At 64.4% G+C, this 25,252-nt stretch carries 25 protein-coding genes, 1 tRNA gene and 1 pseudogene; 11 read left to right on the top strand and 16 right to left on the bottom strand.

Annotated elements, in window-relative coordinates; translation table 11 throughout:
* Positions 1–42 precede the first annotated feature (42 nt).
* The 6 genes from ACVJ19_RS13690 to aroA all read right to left on the bottom strand — a co-directional run bounded on the left by ACVJ19_RS13690 (position 43) and on the right by aroA (position 6,290).
* Complete coding sequence (locus ACVJ19_RS13690) at positions 43–435, bottom strand: lipopolysaccharide assembly protein LapA domain-containing protein (RefSeq protein ID WP_453948693.1); 393 nt, start codon at positions 433–435, stop codon at positions 43–45.
* Positions 436–504: 69 nt separating this feature from the next.
* Positions 505–810 (bottom strand): integration host factor subunit beta, encoded by a 306-nt coding sequence (locus ACVJ19_RS13685; RefSeq protein WP_008539997.1) that lies wholly within the window; start codon positions 808–810, stop codon positions 505–507.
* Positions 811–981: 171 nt separating this feature from the next.
* Positions 982–1,962: a signal peptide peptidase SppA gene (gene sppA / locus ACVJ19_RS13680; RefSeq protein WP_453948694.1), complete on the bottom strand. Its 981-nt coding sequence runs from the start codon at positions 1,960–1,962 to the stop codon at positions 982–984.
* A 380-nt stretch (positions 1,963–2,342) separates the two neighbouring features.
* Positions 2,343–4,049, bottom strand: coding sequence for a 30S ribosomal protein S1 (rpsA, locus tag ACVJ19_RS13675; RefSeq protein WP_453948695.1), 1,707 nt, complete (start codon positions 4,047–4,049; stop codon positions 2,343–2,345).
* Positions 4,050–4,317: 268 nt separating this feature from the next.
* Positions 4,318–4,956, bottom strand: coding sequence for a (d)CMP kinase (gene cmk / locus ACVJ19_RS13670; protein ID WP_453948696.1), 639 nt, complete (start codon positions 4,954–4,956; stop codon positions 4,318–4,320).
* Positions 4,953–6,290, bottom strand: a complete 1,338-nt coding sequence (gene aroA, locus ACVJ19_RS13665) for a 3-phosphoshikimate 1-carboxyvinyltransferase (RefSeq protein WP_453948697.1) — start codon at positions 6,288–6,290, stop codon at positions 4,953–4,955. Before aroA ends, cmk begins: the two co-directional genes overlap by 4 nt.
* 158 nt (positions 6,291–6,448) lie before the next feature.
* On the opposite strand from aroA, the gene ACVJ19_RS13660 reads away from it, so the two are divergent.
* The 3 genes and pseudogenes from ACVJ19_RS13660 to ACVJ19_RS13650 all read left to right on the top strand — a co-directional run.
* A complete protein-coding gene (locus ACVJ19_RS13660; RefSeq protein ID WP_183250106.1) occupies positions 6,449–6,856 on the top strand; it encodes a TIGR02300 family protein in 408 nt (135 codons plus the stop codon).
* 95 nt (positions 6,857–6,951) lie between these two features.
* A tRNA-Ala gene (locus ACVJ19_RS13655) sits at positions 6,952–7,027 on the top strand.
* Positions 6,988–7,398 (top strand): annotated as a pseudogene (locus ACVJ19_RS13650) (GIY-YIG nuclease family protein); the annotation flags it as partial. The gene ACVJ19_RS13655 and the pseudogene ACVJ19_RS13650, both read left to right, overlap by 40 nt.
* Before the next feature lie 52 nt (positions 7,399–7,450).
* Here the strand turns inward: ACVJ19_RS13650 and ACVJ19_RS13645 are convergent.
* Complete coding sequence (locus ACVJ19_RS13645) at positions 7,451–7,909, bottom strand: MarR family winged helix-turn-helix transcriptional regulator (protein ID WP_453955094.1); 459 nt, start codon at positions 7,907–7,909, stop codon at positions 7,451–7,453.
* A gap of 155 nt (positions 7,910–8,064) precedes the next feature.
* On the opposite strand from ACVJ19_RS13645, the gene ACVJ19_RS13640 reads away from it, so the two are divergent.
* From ACVJ19_RS13640 to ACVJ19_RS13605, 8 genes are all read left to right on the top strand, one after another.
* Entirely contained in the window at positions 8,065–8,490 is a 426-nt protein-coding gene (locus ACVJ19_RS13640; protein ID WP_453948698.1) for an organic hydroperoxide resistance protein, read from the top strand.
* 177 nt (positions 8,491–8,667) lie between these two features.
* On the top strand, positions 8,668–9,870 hold the full coding sequence (locus ACVJ19_RS13635) for a CaiB/BaiF CoA transferase family protein (protein ID WP_453948699.1): 1,203 nt from the start codon (positions 8,668–8,670) through the stop codon (positions 9,868–9,870).
* Positions 9,871–10,262: 392 nt separating this feature from the next.
* Positions 10,263–11,579: a sn-glycerol-3-phosphate ABC transporter substrate-binding protein UgpB gene (gene ugpB / locus ACVJ19_RS13630; protein WP_453948700.1), complete on the top strand. Its 1,317-nt coding sequence runs from the start codon at positions 10,263–10,265 to the stop codon at positions 11,577–11,579.
* Positions 11,580–11,627: 48 nt separating this feature from the next.
* Entirely contained in the window at positions 11,628–12,509 is an 882-nt protein-coding gene (gene ugpA / locus ACVJ19_RS13625) for a sn-glycerol-3-phosphate ABC transporter permease UgpA (RefSeq protein ID WP_453948701.1), read from the top strand.
* Positions 12,509–13,357, top strand: a complete 849-nt coding sequence (gene ugpE / locus ACVJ19_RS13620) for a sn-glycerol-3-phosphate ABC transporter permease UgpE (RefSeq protein WP_063685706.1) — start codon at positions 12,509–12,511, stop codon at positions 13,355–13,357. The genes ugpA and ugpE overlap by 1 nt, the downstream gene beginning before the upstream one ends.
* 13 nt (positions 13,358–13,370) lie before the next feature.
* Positions 13,371–14,456: a sn-glycerol-3-phosphate import ATP-binding protein UgpC gene (locus ACVJ19_RS13615; RefSeq protein ID WP_453948702.1), complete on the top strand. Its 1,086-nt coding sequence runs from the start codon at positions 13,371–13,373 to the stop codon at positions 14,454–14,456.
* Positions 14,457–14,752: 296 nt separating this feature from the next.
* The gene (locus ACVJ19_RS13610; protein WP_011083554.1) at positions 14,753–15,178 is read left to right on the top strand and encodes an Hsp20 family protein; all 426 of its coding nucleotides are present in this window, start codon (positions 14,753–14,755) and stop codon (positions 15,176–15,178) included.
* Between the two features lie 51 nt (positions 15,179–15,229).
* On the top strand, positions 15,230–15,502 hold the full coding sequence (locus tag ACVJ19_RS13605) for a BQ00720 family protein (protein WP_018645064.1): 273 nt from the start codon (positions 15,230–15,232) through the stop codon (positions 15,500–15,502).
* Between the two features lie 300 nt (positions 15,503–15,802).
* On the opposite strand, the gene ACVJ19_RS13600 is transcribed toward ACVJ19_RS13605, so the two are convergent.
* The 9 genes from ACVJ19_RS13600 to ACVJ19_RS13560 all read right to left on the bottom strand — a co-directional run bounded on the left by ACVJ19_RS13600 (position 15,803) and on the right by ACVJ19_RS13560 (position 25,180).
* Positions 15,803–16,915 (bottom strand): tetratricopeptide repeat protein, encoded by a 1,113-nt coding sequence (locus tag ACVJ19_RS13600; RefSeq protein WP_453948703.1) that lies wholly within the window; start codon positions 16,913–16,915, stop codon positions 15,803–15,805.
* 124 nt (positions 16,916–17,039) lie between these two features.
* Positions 17,040–17,501 carry a PTS IIA-like nitrogen regulatory protein PtsN gene (gene ptsN / locus ACVJ19_RS13595; RefSeq protein WP_008141251.1) on the bottom strand — a complete coding sequence of 154 codons (462 nt, stop codon included), beginning with the start codon at positions 17,499–17,501 and terminating at the stop codon, positions 17,040–17,042.
* Between the two features lie 223 nt (positions 17,502–17,724).
* Positions 17,725–18,336: a ribosome hibernation-promoting factor, HPF/YfiA family gene (gene hpf / locus ACVJ19_RS13590; protein WP_453948704.1), complete on the bottom strand. Its 612-nt coding sequence runs from the start codon at positions 18,334–18,336 to the stop codon at positions 17,725–17,727.
* A 170-nt stretch (positions 18,337–18,506) separates the two neighbouring features.
* A complete protein-coding gene (gene rpoN / locus ACVJ19_RS13585) occupies positions 18,507–20,126 on the bottom strand; it encodes an RNA polymerase factor sigma-54 (RefSeq protein WP_453948705.1) in 1,620 nt (539 codons plus the stop codon).
* A 91-nt stretch (positions 20,127–20,217) separates the two neighbouring features.
* Positions 20,218–21,240, bottom strand: a complete 1,023-nt coding sequence (gene lptB / locus ACVJ19_RS13580; RefSeq protein WP_453948706.1) for an LPS export ABC transporter ATP-binding protein — start codon at positions 21,238–21,240, stop codon at positions 20,218–20,220.
* A gap of 211 nt (positions 21,241–21,451) precedes the next feature.
* On the bottom strand, positions 21,452–22,192 hold the full coding sequence (locus ACVJ19_RS13575; RefSeq protein ID WP_453948707.1) for an LptA/OstA family protein: 741 nt from the start codon (positions 22,190–22,192) through the stop codon (positions 21,452–21,454).
* A gap of 5 nt (positions 22,193–22,197) precedes the next feature.
* Positions 22,198–22,920 carry an LPS export ABC transporter periplasmic protein LptC gene (lptC, locus tag ACVJ19_RS13570; protein WP_453948708.1) on the bottom strand — a complete coding sequence of 241 codons (723 nt, stop codon included), beginning with the start codon at positions 22,918–22,920 and terminating at the stop codon, positions 22,198–22,200.
* Between the two features lie 221 nt (positions 22,921–23,141).
* The gene (locus ACVJ19_RS13565) at positions 23,142–23,756 is read right to left on the bottom strand and encodes a ribonuclease D (protein WP_453948709.1); all 615 of its coding nucleotides are present in this window, start codon (positions 23,754–23,756) and stop codon (positions 23,142–23,144) included.
* Between the two features lie 101 nt (positions 23,757–23,857).
* Positions 23,858–25,180 carry a UbiA family prenyltransferase gene (locus ACVJ19_RS13560; protein ID WP_453948710.1) on the bottom strand — a complete coding sequence of 441 codons (1,323 nt, stop codon included), beginning with the start codon at positions 25,178–25,180 and terminating at the stop codon, positions 23,858–23,860.
* Between the last annotated feature and the right edge of the window lie 72 nt (positions 25,181–25,252).

The following is a 25,252-nucleotide window of genomic DNA, read 5'->3' as shown; positions in this document are numbered from 1 at the left end:
GGGCCGCGGCCGGAAAACAGGGTTTTTCGGTCGGGGCCGCTTCTACAACGTCGCGCGCTGCTTGTCTCGCCCGATGGGCCCGTAAAGGCCGACCCCGGAGGGAACGGGGAGGCGCTGCGGTTCGGACCTTGCCGCGGCCACCTGGGCCCGCAGATCGGCCAGTTCGCCCCTGGCGGCCCGGGCGTCGGCCTCTTGCCGGCGCGCGGCGCGCCGCCAGTGCCGCTGGCCGAGCCAGACCGCGCAGCCGCCCGCCACGACACCCAGCCCCGCCACCAGGATCAGGAGCAGGAACAGCGGCATCGTGGCCGAGAATGAGGGGTCGTCGGAAACAAGGGGATCGAAGGAGACCGTGACGAAATGCCGGTTGGCCACCGCAAACGTCACCAGGATCAAGCCCAGCGGAATCACGATCAGCGCGGTCAGGAACTTTCGCATCGCTTCGCTCGCCTTGAATCAAGCTTCCGGCCGCATCCTGAGCGACCGCGGAAAACCCTGGCGCCGACCTCAGTCTGCCGCGCCGGGATCCGGATGGTCGCGGTTCAACCGCTCGCGCATTTCCTTGCCGGTCTTGAAGAACGGAACGCTCTTCTGGTCGACGGGCACATGGGCGCCGGTGCGCGGATTACGCCCGGCGCGTGCTGGGCGATGCTTGACCGAGAAGGCACCGAAGCCGCGCAGCTCGACGCGATCACCGCGTGCGAGGGCCGCTACGATCTCTTCGAGAATCGCATTCACAATGTTCTCGACATCCCGCTGGTACAGATGCGGGTTGTGCTCGGCGATACGCTGAACAAGTTCGGATTTGATCATCGAGAGATAGGACCCGGAAGCGTGCGGATGACCATTTCCGTGAAAATACTGTGATCTGTCAAGACGCTAAATCAAGGTTGAGCGTCGGGAAAATGCGTGACAAATGCCGAAAAAGCGGGCTGCCCCGACACTCGCAGCGCGAGAAAACCGTCGGGAACTCGCCCGGCCCAGTCAGTTCGATGCGGCCGGCTGCCACAACGCCAGCATTCCATCCATTCCGAGCCGGTCGACGGCCTGCGCGACGCCGGTTTGCCCGATTTGATGCGCGATCGAGCCCAAACCAAGCGCTTCCAGCGTCACGGCGGCGGCGGTCTTGAGGAACGGCAGATCGCCAAAGCGCGGCTGGAGCTTGTAATCGCGAACGGGAAGTCCCTTCTTGACGCCCTTCTGCTCGACCAGCCAGGTCACTGCAGTCTTCTCGTCGCCGATCTGGTCGATCAGCTTGAGATCCATTGCCTGGCGTCCGGTGAAGACGCGACCGTCGGCCACTTTCTCGAGCTGCGTGTCATCCATGCCACGCCGTTCCTTCACCAGCCCCTTGAACCAGGCGTAGGAATCCTTCACCAGCGCATCGAGCGCAGCGCGCGCTTCGGGACTTGTCGGCTCGTATCCGTTGGGCGCAGCCTTCAGCGGCGAGGATTTCACCTCCTCGACCTTGACGCCGATGGTCTTCAAGAGCTCGGTGACGTTGGGATACTGAAACAGAACGCCGATCGAGCCGACCAGCGAGCTCTGCTGGGCGACGATGTGATCGCTCGCGATCGCGGTGATGTAGCCGCCGGAGGCAGCCAAGCCTTGCACCACGACGACGAGGGGCTTCTTCGCCTTCAGCCGCACGAGCGAGTCATAGAGCTGCTCGGAGCCGGCGGTGGTGCCGCCCGGCGAGTTGATGTGAACGATGACCGCGGCGGCCTGCGAATTCTCCAGCCGCTCCAGCGCCTGCGTGCGATCGGAATCGCTGCGTATCAGTCCCTCGATCTGGACCCGCGCGATCGAGCCGGCGGACGCGAACGTGCCGCGTGCACCGGGTGTCGCGACCAGCGCAAAGCTCGCAATCGCCACGATCGCGATCAGCGCCGCCATGACGCGCCAGAACGTCAGCTTGCGGCGGATCCTGCGGCGATCGACGATGATGTCCGAATCGAGTGACATCGGAATATCTCCAAATGAAAGGCCAGTGGCGTTGTGCCGTCACAACGTAAGCATTGGCTTGTCTGGATACATCAATTGCGGCGCAATTTGAAGAAATGAAGGCTGGGCCTGGTGGAGGCCGAGCCCCTGTCACACACTCCTCGTCATCCCGGACAAGCGCAGCAAGCGGAGCGCTGATCCGGGATCCATACCCACAGGATTGAGTTTGGCGAAGACTTGGAGTTACCAGCCCGCGCCAAGCAGCTCCCTGGGAGTATGGGTCCCGGATCTACGCGCGCTTTGAGCGCGCTTGTCCGGGACGACAGCGGAGTTCGTGGAGACAGCAACAAAAAAGCCCCGGCTTGCGCCGGGGCTTCGATGCAGCAAAATGGAAGTTTCGCTTACTTGTTGTCGCGGTTCTTGAGCGCGGTGCCGAGGATGTCGCCGAGCGTCGCACCCGAATCCGAGGAGCCGTACTGCGCGATGGCTTCCTTCTCTTCGGCGACTTCGAGCGCCTTGATCGACACCTGGACCTTGCGGGCCTTCTTGTCGAACTGGATCACGCGGGCATCGACCTTCTCGCCGACGGCGAAGCGTTCGGCGCGCTGGTCGTTGCGGTCACGGGCGAGCTCCGAGCGCTTGATGAAGGTGGTGAAGTCGGTACCGGCGATCTTCACCTCGATACCGCTCTCTTTCACCTCGAGCACTTCGCAGGTCACGACCGCGCCCTTCTTGACATCGCCCGGCTCGGCGAAGGGGTCGCCTTCGAGCTGCTTGATACCGAGCGAGATGCGCTCCTTCTCGACGTCCACATCGAGCACCACGGCCTTCACCATGTCGCCCTTCTTGTAGTTGTCGATCACCTGCTCGCCCGGAAGCTTCCAGTCGAGGTCGGAGAGGTGGACCATGCCGTCGACGTCGCCCTCGAGACCCAGGAACAGACCGAACTCGGTCTTGTTCTTGACCTCGCCCTCGACCACCGAACCGGTCGGGTGACCTTCGACGAAGACCTCCCAGGGGTTGCGCATGGTCTGCTTGAGGCCGAGCGAGATGCGGCGCTTGACGGAATCGACTTCCAGCACCTGCACGTCGACTTCCTGCGAGGTCGACACGATCTTGCCGGGGTGCATGTTCTTCTTGGTCCACGACATCTCGGAGACGTGGATCAGGCCTTCGATGCCCGGCTCGAGCTCGACGAACGCACCGTAGTCGGTGATGTTGGTGACGCGGCCGGTGAAGCGGGCACCCAGCGGGTACTTGGCTTCGATGCCCTGCCACGGATCGTCCAGCAGCTGCTTCATGCCCAGCGAGATGCGGTGCGTCTCGTGGTTGATCTTGATGATCTTGACCTTCACGGTCTGGCCGATCGAGAGCACCTCGGTCGGGTGGTTGACGCGGCGCCACGCGATGTCGGTGACGTGCAGCAGGCCGTCGATGCCGCCGAGGTCAACGAACGCACCGTAATCGGTGATGTTCTTGACCACGCCGTCGATGACCTGACCCTCTTCGAGGTTCTGCACCAGCTCCTGACGCTGCTCGGCGCGGGTCTCTTCGAGAACCGTGCGGCGGGACACGACGATGTTGCCGCGGCGGCGGTCCATCTTGAGGATCTGGAACGGCTGCGAGTTGTTCATCAGCGGCGCAACGTCGCGGATCGGACGGATGTCGACCTGCGAGCGCGGCAGGAAGGCCACGGCACCGTCGAGGTCGACGGTGAAGCCGCCCTTGACCTGGTTGAAGATGACGCCGTTGACCTTTTCGTTGTTCTGGAACGCCTTCTCGAGCTTGCCCCAGCTCTCTTCGCGGCGCGCCTTGTCGCGGGACAGCACGGCTTCGCCGAGGGCGTTCTCGATGCGATCGAGGAACACTTCCACCTCGTCGCCGACCTTGAGTTCAGAGTCACGGCCCGGGCCGGAAAATTCGCGAAGGGCAACGCGGCCCTCGGTCTTCAGGCCGACGTCGATGACGGCCATGTCCTTTTCAATTGCAACCACCTTGCCCTTGACGACGGAGCTTTCCTGCAGGTTGCCACCTGCGAAGGACTCGTCGAGCATCGCGGCGAAATCGTCACGCGACGGGCTATAGGTATCAGCAGAAGTCGAAGCCATTTGTTCTCCAGTTGCGGAAGTCTTGCCGGCCGTTGGGTTCATGGGCGCATCGCACACGCAGTGTCGGAAGGTCCGCAAAACCTTCGAGCGACCGCTCGCTGCTCCGGCCTGAAGGCGGAACAGCGGAAGCGGGCCGGCTGAGGCCCGCGCGTTCGATACGTGAAAATCTTATGTCCGGAGCCGGGATCGCGCCGGTCCCCGAAACAGGGACCGAGAGTATCGACCTCAAAGAGCGGGAGCGGGCGCTTCCTCCAATGACGGCGGCGGCTTAACCCCGCGACCGGCCCGCTCGGACGGCCTCGATAATGTCGATGGCGGCCCGGACGCCGCCTTCTATATCCAGTTGGGAGTTATCTAGCAAGTAAGCATCCGGGGCCGGTTTTAAGGGCGCAATCGGCCGGTTCTTGTCACGTTCGTCGCGCCGGATGATGTCGGCGAGCACGGCCGCCTCGTCGGCCTCCTCGCCCCTCGCCCTCGCCTCCATGGTGCGGCGGCGGGCGCGAACCTTGGGGTCGGCGACAACGAAGATCTTCACGTCGGCATGGGGGCAGATCACGGTTCCAATGTCCCGACCGTCCAGCACGGCCCCCGGCGGATCGGCGGCGAATTGTCGCTGGAAATTGACCAGGACCTCGCGAACCCTGGGGATCGCCGAGACGATCGAGGCGCCCTCGCCGGTCTCCTGGGTCTTCAGCGCGGGATTGCCGAACTTTTCGGGATCGAGCTCCAATGCGGCCTGCACCGCGGCCGCCTCGTCGCGGAGATCCTGGCCGGACTGCATCAAGGCATAGGCCACCGCGCGATAGATCACGCCGGTATCGAGATGACGAAAGCCGTAATGGTGAGCGAGACGCTTGCCGAGCGTCCCCTTGCCCGAGGCCGCGGGCCCGTCGATGGCGATAATCATGAAAACTCGGCCCCTAGCGAACGCATCATCGGAATGAAATCCGGGAAACTGGTGGCGATGAAGGCGGTGTCGTCCACGGTCACCGGCTGATCGGAGGCGCAGCCCATCACCAGCGCGGACATCGCGATACGGTGGTCCATGTGGGTGGCGACGGTGCCGCCGCCGGGGACATGGCCGCGGCCCTCGACGATCAGATCATCGCCGGAGATCTCGACCTTGACGCCGTTGACGCGAAGCATGGCGGCCGTGGCCTCCAGGCGATCGGATTCCTTGACGCGCAGCTCCTGCAGGCCTCGCATGATCGTCGTGCCTTCGGCGAAGGACGCCGCCACCGCCAGCACCAGATATTCGTCGATCATCGAGGGCGCGCGCTCCGGCGGCACCTCGACGCCGCGCAGTTTTGAGGCGCGCACGCGCAAGCGCGCCATCGGCTCGCCGGCATCGCGGCGAACTTCGCTCTCCTCGATGAAGGCGCCCATTTCGCGCAGCGTGGTGAACAGGCCGGTGCGCAGCGGATTGGTCATGACGTCGGACAGCACGACGTCGGAGCCCCCGACGATCAGCGCCGCGACGACGGGGAAGGCGGCCGACGAGGGATCGGCCGGCACCACGACATTGGCGCCATGCAGCTCGGGCTGGCCGACCAGCGTGATGCGGCGGCCGTGCTGGCCTTCCTGCACCGACGTGATGTCCGCGCCAAAATGCTTCAGCATCAGCTCGGTGTGGTCGCGGCTGGCCTCGCTCTCGATCACGGTCGTGGTGCCGGGCGCGGCCAGGCCCGCCAGCAGCACGGCCGATTTGATCTGGGCCGAGGCGACCGGGGTCTTGTAGGTGATCGGCAGCGGATCGCGCGCGCCCTGGAGGGTCAGCGGCAGACGCCCGCCCTCGCTGCCGGAGGTGACCTTCGCGCCCATCTTCTCAAGCGGATCGAGGATCCGGCGCATGGGACGGCTGCGTAGCGAGGCGTCGCCGTCGAACACCGCCGAGATCGGGCAGCCGGCGACGGCGCCCATGACCAGCCGGCAGCCGGTGCCGGAGTTGCCGAAATCCAGCGGCGCCTTGGGCTCGGCGAAGCCTCCGACGCCTACTCCGTTTACCTTCCAGGCGAAATCACCGGTGCGTTCGACCCTGGCGCCCAGCGCCTGCATCGACTTGGCGGTGTTGAGGACGTCCTCGCCCTCGAGCAGGCCCGAAACCTTGGTCTCGCCGACCGCGAGCGCGCCCAGGATGAGGGCGCGATGGGAGATCGACTTGTCCCCGGGCACCCGTACTTTTCCGGTCAGGGGGCCGCTGGCGCGAGACTGGAGTGGCCTCGGTTGGTCGGAATGGGTCAAGATTGTGTCCTTGGATAGGCCCTGTGGGCTGGCGCGCAGGTACCACATGGTCCGCGCCCCGTCACGGGCATGTCTTTCTCCCGTAATGCGCTATTGACAGCGGGCCGCCAACTAGCCAAGTGAAGCACCGCTTTTCAGACATTCCCAGGATTCCTGCCGTGGCCAAGTCCGAACTCGGAACCAAACGTATTTGCCCGACCACGGGCAAGAAGTTCTACGACCTCAACAAGAATCCGGTGATCTCGCCCTATACCGGCGAAGTCGTGCCGATCGCGCCCGTGGCGCCCGCGCGCGTACCGCGCGGCGCAGAAGCCCGGCATGCGGCGACAGCGGATACCGCGCCGGAGCCGGCAGAGGTCGAAGAGGTCTCCCTCGAGGAGGCCGATGCCGAGGAGAACACCGGCAAGGTCAAGGCCGCCGTGCCCGAATCGGAGGACGATATCGAGGTCGACGAGACCCTCGACGACGATGATGACGATGATTCGACCTTCATTGCCGACGAGGAAGAAGGCGATGAGGACGTGACCGACATCATTGGTGATGTCGGAGGTGATGAAGAGACTTGAGATCAGTCCTGATCTGTGAAAAAGGGTGCACCGCGCGAGTCACCAGGCTCGCCGGTCTGTGGGGATCCTCCGGGATCGTCCCATTTAAGGACTAAGGGGCCATAGCTCAGCTGGGAGAGCGCTTGCATGGCATGCAAGAGGTCGGCGGTTCGATCCCGCCTGGCTCCACCAGCCTTCGCTCGCTTCGCGAGCTTCGGCTGGGCAAGCCTAGGGAAGTCCCTCGTAGCGAAGTGAGCGAAGGCTGTCCCGCCATAGCCCGAAGGGCGACGGCGGACTCTATCCGCAATCGCCAACAAACCCCCGGACTGGTTCCAACCTGCTATCCTGCCCTCTGGGGAGGAAGCAGAATGAAATACGTCTATATCCTCGAAAGTCTTGATTCCGAGCACTTCTACGTCGGCATCACGGACGACCTGCGGGCCCGCTTGGAGAAGCACAATGCTGGCGAGGTACCGCACACCTCGAAATACGGGCCTTGGCGAATGCGGACCTATTTCGCCTTCGACGACGCCGCACGCGCCGTCGCGTTCGAGCGATACCTGAAATCGGGCTCCGCCGCGCTTTCGCGAAGAAGCACTTCTGATCGGCCGCCCCCTACTCCCCAATCACCGCATTCAACCGATCCCTCAGCGCGACGATCTCGTCTTTCATCGTCACCAGCTCCGATACCGAGCAGTCCGAGGCCGCCAGGATCGACTGCGGCACGCTGCGCGCTTTCTCCTTCAGCGCATGGCCCTGCGACGTCAGCGCGATCAGGACCTGGCGCTCGTCCTCGCGCGAGCGGGTGCGCTTGACCAGATGGGCGGCTTCGAGGCGCTTCAGCAGCGGCGTCAGCGTACCCGAATCCAGGAACAGCTTTTCGCCGATCTCCTTGACCGGCACGTCGTCGCGCTCCCACAGCACCAGCATGACCAGATATTGCGGATAGGTCAGGCCGAGCCGGTCGAGGAGCGGCTTGTAGACGCGGTTGAAGGCGTGCGCGGCGGAATAGACCGCGAAGCAGATCTGGTTGTCGAGGCGCTGCGGGTCCAGCGCCGATAGTTTTCGGGGCATAGCGAATCTCACGACGTTTCTCCCATTCTGGGGCCGCCCGGGGGGACATTCAATTGCGGACAATTAAATGTGAGGCATGCAAATTTCAATTGCGCGCAATCTAATTGTCTGCGATATGGATCGGGTCCCAACCCGGAACCCCAAGGGAGACGAAAATGTCCGTGAACGTGCTCTACAAGACCAGCGCAAAAGCCACCGGCGGCCGCGACGGCCATGCTGCGACCCTCGACGGCGCGCTCGACGTCAAGCTCACCACGCCGAAGGAGCTCGGTGGCGGCGGCGGCGCCGGCAACAATCCCGAGCAGCTGTTCGCGGCCGGCTATGCCGCCTGCTTCATCGGCGCGATGAAGTTCGTGGCCTCGCAGGGCGGACCGAAGGTCCCGGCCGACGCCTCCGTCACCTCGACCGTCGGCATCGGCCCGCGTTCGGCCGGCGGCTTCGGTCTCGACATCGACCTCGCCGTCTCGCTGCCGGGCCTTGCCCGCGCGGAAGCCGAGGCGCTGGTCGCGAAGGCCCACCAGGTGTGCCCGTACTCCAATGCCACGCGCGGCAATGTCGACGTTCGCCTGACGGTCGTCTGATCCTACGGCGGATTGGCTGGCCCGAGATCCCCCTCGGGCCGGCCGCTTCTGTTTCATTTTGCCACGCTGCGGGATGGACGTGCGACAGCGCATGCGGCCCTACGCAGCAAGCCATTGCTGGCACAAAAAAACCTCGCTAGGCCTGTGATCAAACGACGACACAGGGGAAGCGAAGGCATGACTGAAGCAGCATTGGGCGCAATGAGCGGACTGCGCGTCATCGATCTCACGCGCGTGCTCGGTGGTCCCTACTGCACCCAGATTCTCGCCGACCACGGCGCCGACGTGATCAAGGTCGAGCCGCCAGCGGGCGACGAGGTGCGCGAATGGGGCCCTCCCTTCCACGAGGAGGATGCGGCCTATTTCGTCGGCATCAACCGCAACAAGCGCTCGATCGGCCTCGACCTCGCCTCTGAGGGCGGTCGCGTCGTGCTGCTCAAGATGCTGGAGACGGCCGACGTCCTGATCGAGAATTTCAAGCCGGGCACGCTGGAGAAATGGGGCATCGGCAACGACGTGCTGCGCGAAAAATTCCCGCGCCTCGTGCATTGCCGGATCTGCGGCTTCGGCGCCGACGGGCCGCGCGGCGGCAACCCCGGCTATGACGCCATCATCCAGGCCATGACCGGCATGATCGCGGCGACCGGCTCGCCCGAGAGCGGGCCGATGCGGATCGGCGTGCCGCTGGTCGACATCACCACCGGCCTTTATGCCGCGATCGGCATCCTGATGGCCCTGTCGGAGCGGCAGCGTTCGGGCAAGGGCCAGTTCCTGGAGACCACGCTGTACGAGACCGGCCTTGCGATCATGCATCCGCACACCGCGAACTATTTCATGCATGGCAAGCCGCCGGGCCTCACCGGCAACGAGCATCCCAACCTCGTGCCTTATGCGATCTTCCCGACGAAGACCGACAACATCTTCATCGGCGTCGGCAATGACGGCACCTTCCGCAAGCTCGCCAAGGAGATCGGCAAGCCCGAGCTCGGCACCGATCCGCGCTTTGCCCGCAACAAGGACCGCATCGCCAATCGCGAGGCACTGCGCGCCGAGCTGGCCGCCGTGTTCAGCCAGCACGAGGCCGAGCCGCTGTGCAATCGCCTGCTCGCGGCCGGCCTGCCCGCAGGTCCGGTGCAGAAGATCGACCAGGCGTTGACGAACCCGCATACGATCGCGCGCGGCGATATTATCGAGAAGGACTGGTACAAGGGCGTGGCCTCGCCGATCCGGCTCGACCGCAGCAAGCCGAGCCTGCGCCGCCTGCCGCCGAAATTCAGCCAGCACGCAGCCGAGGTGCTGGGCGAGTTCGGCTACTCCAAGTCCGAGATCGACGCGATGGTCGAAAAGGGCACGGTCTGCGGCCCCGAGCGGAAGCGCTAGACGGTGCGCTCCCTCTCCCGCTTGCGGGAGAGGGTCGGGGAGAGGGTGTCTCCGCAACGGGACAATCCCCGAGAGGATAGAACCCTCCCCCGGCGCTACGCGCCGACCTCTCCCGCAAGCGGGAGAGGTTAAGGGAGACCGGAGCTGCACCGGTTCTACCCAACGCCCAGAGCCGATCACCCGCCTCACACAAATCCAATGCCGCACTGCGGCGCGCCCACGCGTGTGCAGCGCGAACGGCTGCTTCTGTCCGCGGCGCATTCGCCTATTTGACGGCTTCCCTTTTCCAGCGCTTGCCGCTTTCGTTTCGGCCGCTTACACAGTCATGTGAACGTCATATGGCGCTGCTAGCGCAAGCGCTTCTTTAGTGACGGGCAAGGGAGGTTTTCTTGATGGCTCTTCGACATTTTGGCGCGGCTGCAGCTGTTGCACTCACGGTTGGTCTCGGCGCTTCGCCCGCCCTGGCCGTGACCGAAATCCAGTGGTGGCATGCGATGACCGGCGCCAACAACGACGTCATCGTCAAGCTCGCCAACGACTTCAACGCGTCGCAGACCGACTACAAGGTGATCCCGACCTACAAGGGCAACTACCCCGACACGATGAACGCCGGCATCGCCGCCTTCCGCGCCGGCAACGCCCCGCACATCATGCAGGTGTTCGAGGTCGGCACCGCGACCATGATGGCCGCGACCGGCGCCGTGAAGCCGGTCTACAAGCTGATGGCCGAGACCGGCGAGAAGTTCGATCCGAAGAACTACCTGCCCGCGATCACCGGCTACTACTCGACCTCGAAGGGCGAGATGCTGTCGTTCCCCTTCAACTCGTCGTCCACGGTCATGTGGATCAATCTCGACGAGCTGAAGAAGGCCAATGTCGAGATCCCCAAGACCTGGCCTGAAGTATTCGAGGCCGGCAGGAAGCTGAAGGCGGCCGGTCACGACACCTGCGGCTTCTCCGGCTCCTGGATCACCTGGGTCAATCTCGAGCAGCTCTCCGCCTGGCATAACGTGCCGCTCGCCAGCAAGGCCAACGGCCTCGACGGCTTCGACACCGTGCTCGAATTCAACGGCCCGCTCCAGGTCAAGCACCTCGAAAACCTGGTCGAGCTGCAGAAGACCAAGGTCTACGACTATGCCGGCCGCACCAACACCGGCGAAGGCCGCTTCACCTCGGGCGAATGCCCGATCTACCTGACCTCCTCGGCGTTCTTCGGCAACGTCAAGGCGCAGGCGAAGTTCAACTTCACCGCGGTGCCGATGCCGTATTATCCGGACGCCAAGGGCGCGCCGCAGAACTCGATCATCGGCGGCGCTTCGCTCTGGGTGATGGGCGGCAAGCCGGCCGACGACTACAAGGGCGTCGCGAAGTTCCTGACCTTCCTCTCCGACACCGATCGCCAGGTCTACATCCACAAGGCCTCGGGCTACCTGCCGATCACGAAGGCGGCCTACGCCAAGGCGAAGGAAGAGGGCTTCTACAAGGACCAGCCCTATCTCGAGACCCCGCTGCTCGAATTGACCAACAAGGAGCCGACCGAGAATTCGCGCGGCCTGCGCCTCGGCAACATGGTGCAGCTGCGTGACGTCTGGTCGGAGGAGATCGAGCAGGCGCTCGCCGGCAAGAAGACCGCCAAGCAGGCGCTCGATGCCGCCGTCGAACGCGGCAACACCATGCTGCGGCAGTTCGAAAAGACCGCCGTGAAGTAAGGCGACTGGCGGCAGGCCGGTCACCCGGCCTGCCGCTTCCGGGGCATCATGCAAAAGCAATCCATTTTCCAGTCAAAGCTGTTGCCCTATGCGCTGGTTGCGCCGCAGCTCGCGATCGTCCTGATTTTCTTCTATTGGCCGGCCTTGCAGGCGGTGATCCAGTCCTTCCTGCTCCAGGACGCTTTCGGTCTCTCCACCACCTTTGTCTGGTTCGACAATTACATCGAGCTGTTCAAGGACCCCGCCTATTTCGAAGCGGTCGTCCGCACCTTCTTCTTCTCGTTCGCGATCGCGATCTCGTCGCTGTCCTTCGCGCTGCTGCTCGCCGTGATGGCGGACAAGCCGCTGCGCGGCTCGATGCTCTACCGCACGCTGCTGATCTGGCCCTATGCGGTCGCGCCGCCCGTGGTCGGCGTGCTCTGGATCTTCATGCTGCATCCTTCGCTCGGCGTGATCTCGCGCTATCTGCGCGCCGCCGGCATCGACTGGAATCCGTTGCTCGACGGCAACCAGGCCGCCGGCCTCATCATCCTCGCCGCCGCCTGGAAGCAGATCTCCTATAATTTCCTGTTCTTCCTCGCCGGCCTGCAGGCGATCCCGAAAAGCGTATTCGAGGCCGCTGCGATCGACGGCGCGCGCCCGATGCGACGGTTCTGGACCGTGACCTTCCCGCTGCTGTCGCCGACCATCTTCTTCCTGCTCGTCGTCAACATCGTCTACGCCTTCTTCGACACGTTCGGCATCATCGACACCATGACCCGCGGCGGTCCCGGCACGTCGACCGTGACGCTGGTCTACAAGGTCTATTCGGACGGCCTGCTCGGCGGCAATCTCGGCAGCTCCGCGGCGCAATCTGTCATCCTGATGATCATGGTCATCGTGCTCACCGGAATCCAGTTCCGTTTCGTCGAACGCAAGGTGACCTACTGATGGTCGAGGACGAGGGCATCAGGCGCTACGTCGCCCATTTCATCCTCTGGATCGGGATCGCGATCGTCGCATTCCCGGTCTACATCGCGATCGTCGCCTCGACCCAGGACAACGCGCTGATCGCGAACGGGCAGATGTCGCTGCTGCCGGGCGGCCATTTCTTCGAGGTCTACTACCAGACCATCTTCGTCGGCACGAGCGGCTCGACCCGCGAGCCCGTCGGCAACATGATGCTGAACTCGCTGGTGATGGCGCTGGCGATCGCGATCGGCAAGATCGCGATCTCCATCATCTCGGCCTATGCGATCGTGTATTTCCGCTTCCCGTTCCGGATGTCGATCTTCTGGATCATCTTCATCACCCTGATGCTGCCGGTCGAGGTGCGCATCTATCCGACCTACAAGATCGTCGCCGACCTGCACATGCTCGACAGCTATGCGGGCCTCGCGCTGCCGCTGATCGCCTCCGCCACCGCGACGCTGCTGTTCCGCCAGTTCTTCATGACCGTGCCGGACGAGCTATTGGAAGCATCGCGCATCGACGGCGCCGGCCCCTTGCGCTTCTTCTGGGACACGCTGCTGCCGCTGTCGCGCACCAACATGGCGGCGTTGTTCGTGATCCTGTTCATCCTCGGCTGGAATCAATATCTCTGGCCGCTGCTCATCACCACCCGCGACGACATGCAGACCATCCAGGTCGGCATCCGCAAGATGATCACCACCACCGACGCGCTGACCGAATGGCCGATCGTGATGGCGACCGCCGTGCTGGCCATGCTGCCGCCCGTGTTCGTCGTCGTCGCCATGCAGAAACTGTTCGTGCGCGGCCTGGTCGAGACGGAAAAGTAAGAAGCGAGTTTCCATGGCTAACGTCACCCTGCGCAACGTCCGCAAGACCTACACCGGCGGCTTCGAGGCCATCAAAGGCGTCAACGTCGATGTCGCCGACGGGCAGTTCTGCGTGCTTGTGGGCCCCTCCGGCTGCGGCAAGTCCACGCTGCTGCGCATGGTCGCAGGCCTCGAGACCGTCACCGGCGGCGAGATCGACATCGGCGGTCGCGTCGTCAACCAGATCGAGCCCGCCGATCGCGACATCGCGATGGTGTTCCAGAACTACGCGCTCTATCCGCATATGAGCGTCTACAACAACATGGCCTACGGCCTGCGCAACCGCGGCATGGCGGAGGCCGAGATCAAGACCCGCGTCGAGGAAGCCGCGCGCGTGCTCGAGCTCTCCGCCATGCTCGAACGCAAGCCGCGCCAGCTCTCCGGCGGCCAGCGCCAGCGCGTCGCCATGGGCCGCGCCATCGTGCGCCAGCCGAAGGTGTTCCTGTTCGACGAGCCGCTCTCCAATCTCGACGCCAAGCTGCGCATCGCGATGCGGGTCGAGATCCGCAAATTGCAGCGCCGGCTCAACACGACGTCGATCTACGTCACCCACGACCAGCTCGAGGCGATGACGCTCGCCGACGTCCTCGTGGTGATGAACGGCGGCCAGGTCGAGCAGGTCGGCAATCCCCTTGCGATCTACGAGAAGCCGGCGACGACCTTCGTCGCCTCCTTCATCGGCGCGCCGCCGATGAACCTGATGTCGACGCGCCCCGACGAGATCAAGTCCCAGCTCGGCAGCGCCGCGAGCGAGGCCGGCATCGTCGGCATCCGCCCGGAGGATTTTGTCATCACCGACCAGACGCCCGCCGGCGGCGTGGCATTGCCGCTCACCGTGGAGGCCATCGAGCGCGTCGGTGCCGAAACCTTCGTCTACGGCTCCCGCGAGCAGGAGGACCAGCGCGTCGCCGCCACCCCGGGCGAGCTGCCGCCCGGCGAGGTCATCGTCCGCATCCCCGGCACCGACGCCCCCGCCATCGGCCAGAAAATCCGGGTCGCGGCAGTGCGCCAAAAGCTGCACCTGTTCAACGGCGACGGGCGGAAGCGGATCGAGGCCTGACGGGTTCCGGCGCCTGCTCTATCAAAAAGCGCGAAAACAACCCCATGCACCGTAGAAGGGGGTCTGTTTTCATTGGGATAAATCGTCCCGGAGATTCGCCTGTCTGCGCTTCACGGAGCGATGACGAATTGTAAGCATTTTGTGCGATGGCAGAGCGGGTTAGCGGCAAGGCGACCCATCCACAGCCCTCCGCTACGTCCTTGAACCCACAAGCGGATATGCCCATATTGCTGACCAAGGGGTGCCTTGATCGGGCCCCGAAACACCAAAGTCGCTTCGAGAGGACTTTGTAAACTATGTCTCGTGTTCCCACGTTATCCAGTCCGTTCCTTCTGGGCTTCGACGAGATCGAGCGCGTGCTCGATCGGGTCGTCAAAGGCGCCGACGGCTACCCTCCCTACAATATCGAGAGGTGTGACCGGTCGGACGGCCAGCCCGAACGCTTACGCATCACGCTGGCGGTCGCCGGATTCACCCGCGACCAACTCGATGTAACCATTGAGGAAAACCAGCTCGTGATCCGCGGGCGTCAGCAGGACGACAAGACCCGGCAATACATCCATCGCGGCATCGCCGCGCGCCACTTCCAGCGCACCTTCGTGCTGGCGGAGGGGATGCTGGTGCTGGGTGCGGATCTGAAGAACGGGTTGTTGTCGATCGACCTGGCCCGGCCTGAACCGGAGCGGATCGTTAAGACAATCGCTATCAATGAGCACGAATAATGGAACGAGTAGCGGACTCGACCGCTTAGTTTCTGTGAAGGAGTCGAGACCATGAGTGAAGGTCACGTTGCGTTCGAATACGAAGCCAAGAACGTCTCTCCGGAGACGCTGGCAACCCTGGGCGAAGGCCATATCGCCTATGTGAAGCAGATCCGTTCCGAGGACGTGCCGGACCTGTTCCCCGAGGCGCCCAAAATCGCGCCGGGCCTCAAGCTCTTCGCGCTCCACGCCGCCGACGGCACGCCGATCATGCTGACCGACAGCCGCGAAGCCGCGGTCGCCAACGCCTGGAGCAACGAGCTGCAGGCCGTCAGCGTGCACTAAAGCGCACGCGTCGTACGGATAGAGTTTTGACGGGCATGCCTTCGCACGAAGGCGTGCCCGTTTTCATTTTGATGCGATGATGTTTCCGCGTCGTCATTGCGAGCGCTCGCTCTCGTGTCCCGGACAAGCAGCAACGCGCAAGCGTTGCTGCGCAGAGCCGGGACCCAGTGCCACACGGATAGCAGTCGGCCGCATGGCCCCGGCTCTGCAGCGCACCGCACCGGACGATGCTTCGCATCGCCGGGAGCGCTGCGCTGCGTCCGGGGCACGAGCGCGGAGATGCACGCTGATTCGAAATTGTCATTTCAGAAACCCGAGCCCCTCGCGCGCGGTGTCGACGGCCCATTTGTCGGTCGGCGGCAATGCGAGCACGCTGTTGAAATCTGCGCGCGCATGCTTGGCGTCGGACATCAGCATGTAGAGAAGGCCGCGATTGGCCAGGGCATCCTGGCTTTTGGGATCGAGTCGAAGCGCCTGGTTGTAGTCGGCGAGCGCGCGCTCGTGCTGTCCCATGTCCCGAAACACACCGGCGCGATCTTTGTAGGCGTCCATATTCCCCGGCTGTAACCGAATCGCTTCGTCGAGATCGGCAAGGGCGCGCTTGTCGTCGCCCTTCCTGTGCAGGACGACGCCTCGAACGAGATAGGCTTTCTCGAAGGACGGCATGATCCTGGTAACGTCATCCAGCTCCCGGATGGTGCCGTCGGCATCGTCCTGTTTCAGGAACACCATGGCCCGGCAATAGTGGCCACCGGCACTTCCGGGCTCCAGACGGACGGCGCTGTCGCAGTCAGCGAGAGCTGCATCGATCTCGTTCTTGTTGAGATGGATGTTACTACGCAGCTCATAGGGCCACGCGGCCGCCGGATTGCGCTGCATCGCCTCGGTGTAATCGGCGACGGCGCGATCGGTGTCGCCCTTCGCCGCATACACCTGTCCCCGCATGACGAGCGCGCGGTAAGCCTGCTTGGGGCTGCGCTCGATGGCCTCGGTGAAGCCCGCGATCGCGAGGTCGAAATTGCGCTTGTTGAAATATTCCTCTGCGCGCGAGGTGTAGGACGGTTCGTAGCCGGGATCGAGGCGAATGGCTTCGTTGTAGTCGGCCATGGCGTGATCGCGATCGCCTTTGGCGGAATAGGCGCGCCCGCGGCAATGATAGGCGCGGCCGAAATTCGGATCGATCCGGATTGCGGCGCTGCAATCCTCGAACGCGCGATCCTTGTCGCGCTTCATGTAATACGCTTCGCCACGCAACTCGTAAGCCGCGGCATTGGTCGGGTCAGCCGCAATGATCTCGGTCTTCTCGGCGATGACACGATCGTTCGTCGCGTCGTCAGCATGGGCCACGACCGTGGCAGCAATGGTGACAGAGCAGAGCAGACCAAAGGCCCGGCCAATCGAACCGCAAATCATGTGGCAAAATCCCCGCGCCGAAACTGTGCCGGTCGCAGGTGAGCATGGTGACGAAATATCGCAGCGTCCGGCTGCAAATAAGTCGCAGACGGCGCGGCGCGGGTTCGAACGGGCGGAAGGGGTCTTAAGCCGCGGTCGCCGGCGGCAGGGCCAGCACCGAATAGATCGCCTGGGCGTCGCGCGAGGCGCGGAGCTTCTTGGCGATGTCCTGGTCGCGGAGCAGGCGGGCGATGCGGGCGAGCGCCTTCAGATGGTCGGCGCCGGCGCCTTCGGGCGCGAGCAGCAGGAAGACGAGGTCGACCGGCTGGCCGTCCATCGCCTCGAAATCGATCGGGCGATCGAGGCGCGCGAACAGGCCGAAGATCTTCTCCAGCTTGGGCAGCTTGCCGTGGGGAATGGCGACGCCATAGCCGACCGCGGTGGTGCCGAGCTTCTCACGCTGCAGCAGCACCTCGAACACCGAGCGCTCGTTCTGCCCGGTGAGCTCAGCGGCCTTGGCCGCAAGCTCCTGCAGGGCCTGCTTCTTGCTGTTGACCTTCAATGCCGGGAGAATCGCCTCGGGTGCGACCAGATCGGTAATCGGCATGGAAGGTTTCCGAGGTGAATTAAACCGACAGGTTCCGAATTGGCCGGCTTGGAAAGAAACCACGCCGGGCCGGCGTCAAGAAGGTGAAGCAGGAGGGGGACTTAGCCCCGATCCTGATGTGGGGCGCTTCTACTCCAACGCAATCCCGGTGCCAACTGCTGCGTGCGGCTTTGCCCCGGTCATTGTTAAGGCCTGTGGTTGATACGGGGCCCGATTTTCGGCCCTAACCGCCCGCCTTGCCGTCGGCCTTGGCCCCGGGCGGGTCGATCCAGCCCACATTGCCGTCGGCGCGGCGGTAGATGATGTTCACCCGGCCGCTAGAGCCATGCTGGAATACCAGGCAGGGTGCCCCGCTGAGGTCGAGTTCCATGACGGCTTCGCTGACCGAGAGCTGCTTCAGCGAGGTGGTTGCCTCGGCGATGATCACGGGGCTGTAGCCGGTAATCTCCTCCTCGTCCTCACCTTCGCCAGGCGCCTCCAGGACGTAAGCCGTGGCGTCGAGCGCGGCCAGCGCCGCACTGGCGACATGGGCCTTGCGGGCCGAACGATCCTTCAGCCGGCTCTTGTAGCGCTTGAGGCGCTTCTCGATCATCAGGAGCGCCTGGTCGGCGCTGGCATAGGCGTCGGGCGCGTTCGAATCGGCCTCCAGCGTTATTCCTGAATCCAGATGCAGCGCGCAGTCGGTGCGGAAGCCGAAGCCATCCTTCGAGAGCGTGATGTGGCCGGAATAATTGCCGTCGAAATATTTGCGCAGGACCTCTTCGGTCCGGTCGGTAACGCGGCCGCGCAGGGCCTCGCCGACGCTGACACTCTTTCCCGAAATTCGAAGGGTCATGTGATGCCTCGCTTGGTTACGCCGAGCTGCGATGACGCGTCATCGCCGCTGGGGTTGTTCCCTGCGCATGGTCCGCTCGGAAACCCGCGGTGCACTTTTCCGGATCATGCGCATGCTTGGACCGGTCTCGATGGGGGGATTGAGAGTAGCGCGATTTGGCGCGAGCGCAATCAGGCCGGCTCGGTGTTACGGGAGCGATCGGACAGTGCGGTGGAGAGGACGTTACCAAGAGCGCTCTGCTTGTCGCGGCGGCGTTGCACCGAGGAGGGAATGCGCATGGCTTCGCGGTACTTCGCGACCGTGCGGCGGGCAATATCAATGCCCGAGGCGCGCAACCGTTCCACGATGGTGTCGTCCGACAGGATCGCGGAGGGCGCCTCCGAATCGATCAGCTGCTTGATGTGGTGCCGCACGGCTTCGGCCGAATGCGCCTCGCCGCCGTCGGCCGAGGCGATCGAGGCGGTGAAGAAATATTTCAATTCGAATGTGCCGCGATTTGTCGCCATGTACTTGTTGGCGGTGACGCGCGACACCGTGGATTCGTGCATCTGGATGGCGTCGGCGACGGCTTTCAGATTCAGCGGCCGCAGGTGCGCCACGCCGTGGGTGAAGAAGCCGTCCTGCTGGCGCACGATCTCGGTTGCAACTTTCAGGATGGTGCGGGCGCGCTGGTCGAGCGCGCGCACCAGCCAGGTGGCGCTCTGCAGCGCATCGGTGAAGTAGGACTTGTCGCCGTCCTTGCCGATCTTCTTCGACAGTTCGGAATAGTAGGTCTGGTTGACCAGCACACGCGGCAGGGTGTCGCTGTTGAGCTCGACGTGCCAGCCGCCGTCAGGACCCGGACGGACATAGACGTCGGGCACCATGGTCTGCAGCCGCGCCGAGCCGAACTTCATGCCGGGCTTGGGATTGAGGCGGCGGATCTCGCCGATCATGTCCGCGATGTCCTCGTCATCGACGCCGCAGAGCTTGCGCAGGGCGGCGATGTCGCGCTTGGCGAGCAGGTCGAGATGCTCGACGAGGGCCTGCATCGCCGGATCGTAGCGGTCGAGCTCGCGAAGCTGGATCGCCAGGCATTCGCTGAGAGAGCGCGCGCAGACGCCGGGCGGATCGAATTTTTGCAGCACGGCAAGGACGTCCTCGACCTCCTGCTGCGACGCGCCAAGACGTTCAGCAGCCTGGCCGAGATCGGGCGGCAGATAGCCGGCCTCGTCGACGAGGTCGATCAGGTACTGGCCGATCATGCGCTGCGCGGGTGCGGTGAAGGCAACCGAGAGCTGCTCGGCAAGATGGTCCGACAGCGTCGTCTCGGCCGCGACAAAAGCTTCGAGATTGTAGTCTTCGTCACCCGAGGCGCCGCCGCCCCATTCGGTATAGGTGGTCGGCGCGGCGTCCTGGGCGTTGCGCGCCGCGGCCTCGGCCGGCTCCTCGGAGAAGACGTTGTCCAGGCCCGTATCCAGGGTCTGCTCGATCTCGGCGCGGGTGCCGAGATCCTTGCTCATCCATTCTTCCTGGCCCGGCTCGAAGGCCTCGCCCGAACCACCACCCGGCTCGTCGCCGTTGCTGCCGCCGAAATCATCGCCGTCGCTGAACTGGCCGGCCTCGGCCGGAGCCTCGGTGGGGGCCTCGTCACTGGCCCGTTCCAGCAGCGGGTTACGCTCGAGTTCCTCTTCCACGAAGGTCGTGAGATCGAGATTGGACAATTGCAGCAGCTTGATCGCCTGCATCAGCTGCGGCGTCATGACCAGCGACTGCGATTGCCGGAACTCTAATCTCTGCGTAAGCGCCATGAAGCAAGAACCGATCCCGAAAAGTTGGTCCGATTTTTGCTTATCCTAGTCTCAGCCCGATGTACACGGCTTGACGAATTGGAAAAAAGGGCTAGAGGCGGAATTCCTCGCCAAGGTAAAGGCGGCGAACGTCCGGATCCGCGACGATTTCATCCGGGCTGCCCTCGGTCAAGATTTCACCGGCATAGACGATATAGGCACGATCGGTGAGGCCGAGCGTCTCGCGCACATTGTGGTCGGTGATGAGCACGCCGATGCCGCGGTTGGTGAGATGGCGAACGAGATCCTGGATGTCGCCGACCGCGATCGGATCGATGCCGGCGAAGGGCTCGTCGAGCAGCATGTAGTTCGGACGCGTCGCCAGCGCGCGTGCGATCTCGACGCGGCGACGCTCACCGCCCGACAGCGCGATGGATGGTGATTTCCGCAGGCGCGTGATGTTGAATTCGTCGAGCAGCGAGTCGAGCTGCTGCTCGCGCTTCTTGCGCGAGGGCTCGACCACTTCGAGCACGGCGCGGATATTCTGCTCGACGGTGAGGCCGCGGAAGATGGAGGCTTCCTGCGGCAGATAGCCGATGCCGAGCCGCGCGCGCTGATACATCGGGAGTTTCGTGACGTCGTGGCCGTCGAGCTCGATCGCGCCGCGGTCGGCCTTGATCAGGCCGGTGATCATGTAGAACACGGTGGTCTTGCCGGCGCCGTTCGGGCCGAGCAGGCCGACCGCCTCGCCGCGGCGCACATAGATGCTGACGCCGCGCACCACCTGGCGGCTGCCGAAGCTCTTTTCCACGCTATGCACAGCCAGGAAGCCCGGGCGCTTCAGGAGCTGCGGCCCGCCGGCGCCGTTCGGCTTGGCGGCCGCCCTGACCGGGTGGACCGGCTGGGCCCGCGGTGCCTCGGCCTGATAGTCGGCCTGGTAATCGACCTGATAATCCCCTTGGAACTGGTCGGGCGCACGCATCGGCTGGTCACGGGCGATCGGCGGCGCATCCCGCACCGGGCTCGGCACGAGGCCACCGACGCTGTCACCGAGGGCGGTGATGTCCTGGCGTGCAAATCCTGGCCGGCCGCGCTTGGCGGGGCGCCGACGGAACATGCTGAAGAGATCGACCATCCCCGCCTTCTAACTTTTCGCGGCATTCGCGCGATCTGCCGCCCCGGCCTTATCGATTCGCCGACGCAGCATGAGTGAAGGGATGTCTCATGCCCAATGAAACACGCCCGGTAAGCGGCGGACCCCGCTTCGAAAGCCCTTCGCGCTAGATACAGTCTCGCCGGGCAAGCTTCAACCTCGGATCGGGAGCTTCCAGAGCAAGTCGTTGAATTTACTTCGGTTTACTTGCACCAGGCAGTTGCAGAGGCGACCCTGCGGCGGGCTTGCCCCCTTGGCCCCCCGGGCCGCAATCACTGCCGCCACCCTGCGGCAGCAGGGCCTGCACCCTGCCGGTGTCCGACTCCACCCGCGAGACGCCCGTGGTCATGTCGACCATCAGGCGGTCGCCGCGCAGCACGTTCTTGCACTGCGTCAGGACCACCTGGCCGCCGCTGCCACCGAGCATGGTGATGAGGTTGGTCTTTGTGTCGAACACGGCGGTCTCGCCGGTCACCACCTGGTCCTTCTGGGTGACCACCACATTGCCGCGCGCCTCCAGCCGCTTGATCGACGAGGCGCCGCCGGGCCCTGGTGTCGCCGACTGCATCGGCGCGCCGGTGCTGCTGTTCTTGGCCCCCTTCGCCGCCGGCTGCGCCGTCGCGGGCTTGTCACCGCTCGACTCGTAGAACACCACCAGCGTCTTCGAGGTCATGGTGGTGTCACCCTGCACGACCTTCACGTTGCCGGCGAAGGTCGCCTCCTTCTTCTTGTCGCGCATCTCGAGCGAAGCGGCCTCGATCTGGATCGGCTGGTCGCGGTTCTGCGAGAAACCCTGCATCGCGTTCGGGACGCCCTGCATCGTGCTCTGCGCGATGGCCGCACCGGCAGCGATCAGCGCGACGCCGAAGGCCAGCGCGGCCGCAGCGCTGATGGCGCACCGCTTGTCCTCGTTGCGCGGAAAAATCCTGATCATGAAAATCACTTCGAATTCGCAGACTTGTTCTTTGACTTGGCCGGCGGCGGCGCTGGCTCGGGCGGCGCAGGTTGAGCGGCGGCACCGTCGTCCAGCTTGTCCAGATGCATCACCACATTGCCTTCGAAGCGGATGACATCGCCGCCTTCCGTGATTCGCAGGCGATCGGCGGTCAGCGTGCCGTTGGTCAGCTTGACGTCGACACGTTCGTCCGAGGAGACCGTGCCCTTGCCCATGTCGACGAAGGCGGAATTCAGCCGCGCCTCATAGCCGGTCGAGGTGCGCAGGAAGATGTCCTTGTGCAGGTCGAGCTGCTGCTGCTTGTTGTCGAAACGGCCGGTGCGCGCATCGAGAAACAGGGTGGACTGATCCTCCATCAGCACCTTCGCGCGCAGATCGGCGAGATCGACATGATCAGGGTCGGTGATGTCCTGCGTTGCCGTCTTGGCCCAGAGCTCGTAGGGCCGCCGGTCCGGCGTGAAGCCGGACATATGTGGCGATTCCATCGTGATCTTGGTGCCCGTCACCACGAGATTTCCGGAGTCGAGCTTGATGGGGATCGTGAAGGGATTGAGGAAGGTCGAGACGGCGACGATCACGGCGATGGACGCGGCCACCGCCGCCGGCACCGCGACGCGCAGAATCCGCACCAGGCGGCTGTGGCGCGCCGCGCTGGCAAACTTCGCCGCAAGCGCGGCGTCGTAGGTGGGATTCTGGGCCGAATTCACCGCTGCTCCAGAGGGTCGCTCGCCTTGTCCGGTTGAAGGCCGCGCCATTGTACCCGGCGGCGACCGAATGTGCAGCCCGCGAGAGGCCGCAGGAAAGTGTCCGAAACGGGGCGCCAGCCCACCCTATTGTTTGCGCATGATCTTTTCCGGAAAACCGCTTCGCACTTTGCGCTAGCGCGGCCCTTCGGGTCCGGATCATGCTTTAGAGGCCCGCTCAGGCCTCAGGAATGCGCAAAGATGTCCTCTTCCTCCCAGCCCTGGAGGTCGAGCAGAGCGCGGGTCGGCAGGAAGTCGAAACAGGCCTTTGCCAGCTGGGTGCGGCCCTCCCGGACCAGCATGGCGTCGAGCCGCTCGCGTAAGCCATGCAGGTGCAGCACGTCGGAGGCGGCGTAGGCGAGCTGCGGCTCGGTCAGGCTGTCGGAGCCCCAGTCGCTGGACTGCTGCTGCTTGGAGAGGTCGACATTGAGCACCTCGCGCACGAGGTCTTTCAGGCCGTGGCGGTCGGTATAGGTGCGGGTCAGGCGGGAGGCAATCTTGGTGCAATAAATCGGCCCGGTCATGACGCCGAAGGTCTGGTACAGCACCGCGACGTCGAACCGCGCGAAGTGGAAGATCTTTGTGATGTCCGGATTGGCCAGCAGCGCCTTCAGGTTCGGCGCGTCGGTGTGGCCCTTGGGGATCTGCACCACGTCGGCGCTGCCGTCGCCGGGCGAGAGCTGCACCACGCAGAGCCGGTCACGGTGGGGATTGAGTCCCATGGTCTCGGTGTCGATCGCCACGGCTCCGGTATAGCGGGACAGGTCGGGCAGGTCGCCGCGGTGCAGGCGTACGGTCATGGTGTTTCAGAACCTCGGGTCGAATCGGTCTCTTGGAACAATAGGCTCATTTCGGATTGCCCGCGATGTATCCACTCGGGGCAGGCTGCGCAAGCGCCCGCTCAGATCGCGGCCAGCATGATGCAGATCATCGCCGCCACCGCGGTGCGGCTCGGGCCGTCGCGGAAGGCGTAAAGAATCGGATCATCCGGCATCTCGCGGCGATGCGCCATCATCAGGGCCCGGCCGAACCAGTACAGCAGCAGCGGGGTCATGAGCCACAGCATCCAGGGGCGGCTGTACAGCGGCGTCACCGCGGACGAGGACACATAGAGCGAGAACACGGTCACCGCGTTCATGGCGCTCGCCGCCGCCATCGCGGCGATGACATGCAGATCGGTGACCCGGTAGTCGCGGTTGGAGGGATCGGCGAGACCGGCACCCTCGCGCATGCTGAGCTCGCTGAAGCGCTTGATCAGCGCCAGCGAGGTGAACACGAACAGCGAGAAGATCAGCAGCCACTCCGACAGCACGACGCCGACACCGACGGCACCGGCGACGATGCGCAAGCTGTAGAGCCCGGCGAGCGTGACGACGTCGACCAGCATCTTGCGCTTGAGCGCGAGCGAATAGGCGATCGTGGTGGCGAGATAGGCGCCGAGCACGCCGAGAAACAGCGGCGAGATGAAGAGGGAAGCTGCGACCGCAAACAGCCACAGCGCGGGGATCGCCGTCAGCGCGGACGAGATCGGCAAATCGCCGGCCGCGAGCGCGCGGTGGCGCTTGGTCGGATGCTGCCGGTCGGCGGCGAGATCGAGCAGGTCGTTCATCAGATAGGCGCCGGAGGCGCAGGCCGAGAACGCCAGGAACGCCAGCAGTGCGTAGCCGAGCGTCGAAAGATTCATCTGGTGCGCGGTGATAACAGGCACGAACACCAGCGTGTTCTTGGCGTATTGGTAGACGCGCAGCGCGTTCGCCCAGGTCTTGAGGCTCGCGCGGTTGCCGCTGCGTGCACTGACGCGCTCGATCGCGGCCCGATCGAACGGCAGATTGCCGGCGGCGAGATCGGCCGGCGTGACGACGCCATCGAAGCCGAGATGCGCCGCGATGCCGGCGGCGTGCGCGGCGAACCGCCCTGCGACGAGATAGATCTTCTCGCCCCGCGCCCGCGCCGCTAGCGCCCGGTTCAGCACATCGGAATCATAGGGCAGATGGGCGTAGTCGATCCTGGCCCGCGCCAGGATCGCCGTGAGCGCCGCCATCCCGGCGCGTCCGCCGGCGCCGAAGCGGGCCAGCATGCGGCCGGGGCTGGAGAACAGCGCCTCCATCAGCAGCTCGGACCGCAGCAGGGCGCCCTCGAGATCGATCACGAGCGTCCGCGCCGCCGCCGGGGTTGCCGACGGCTCGGGCACGCCAGGATCGTACTGCCAGGCAGGCTGCTCCATCCGAAAACGCTCTTACTTGCCGCGACTTGACCGGCCCCAAGAACCGGGGAGCAGGGGAAATGGATGGCCGGA

It is taken from the genome of Bradyrhizobium sp. USDA 376, from assembly GCF_054063675.1.
Note: the sequence above shows the minus strand (reverse complement) of the source record. Positions and strands in the feature narration are given on the sequence as shown.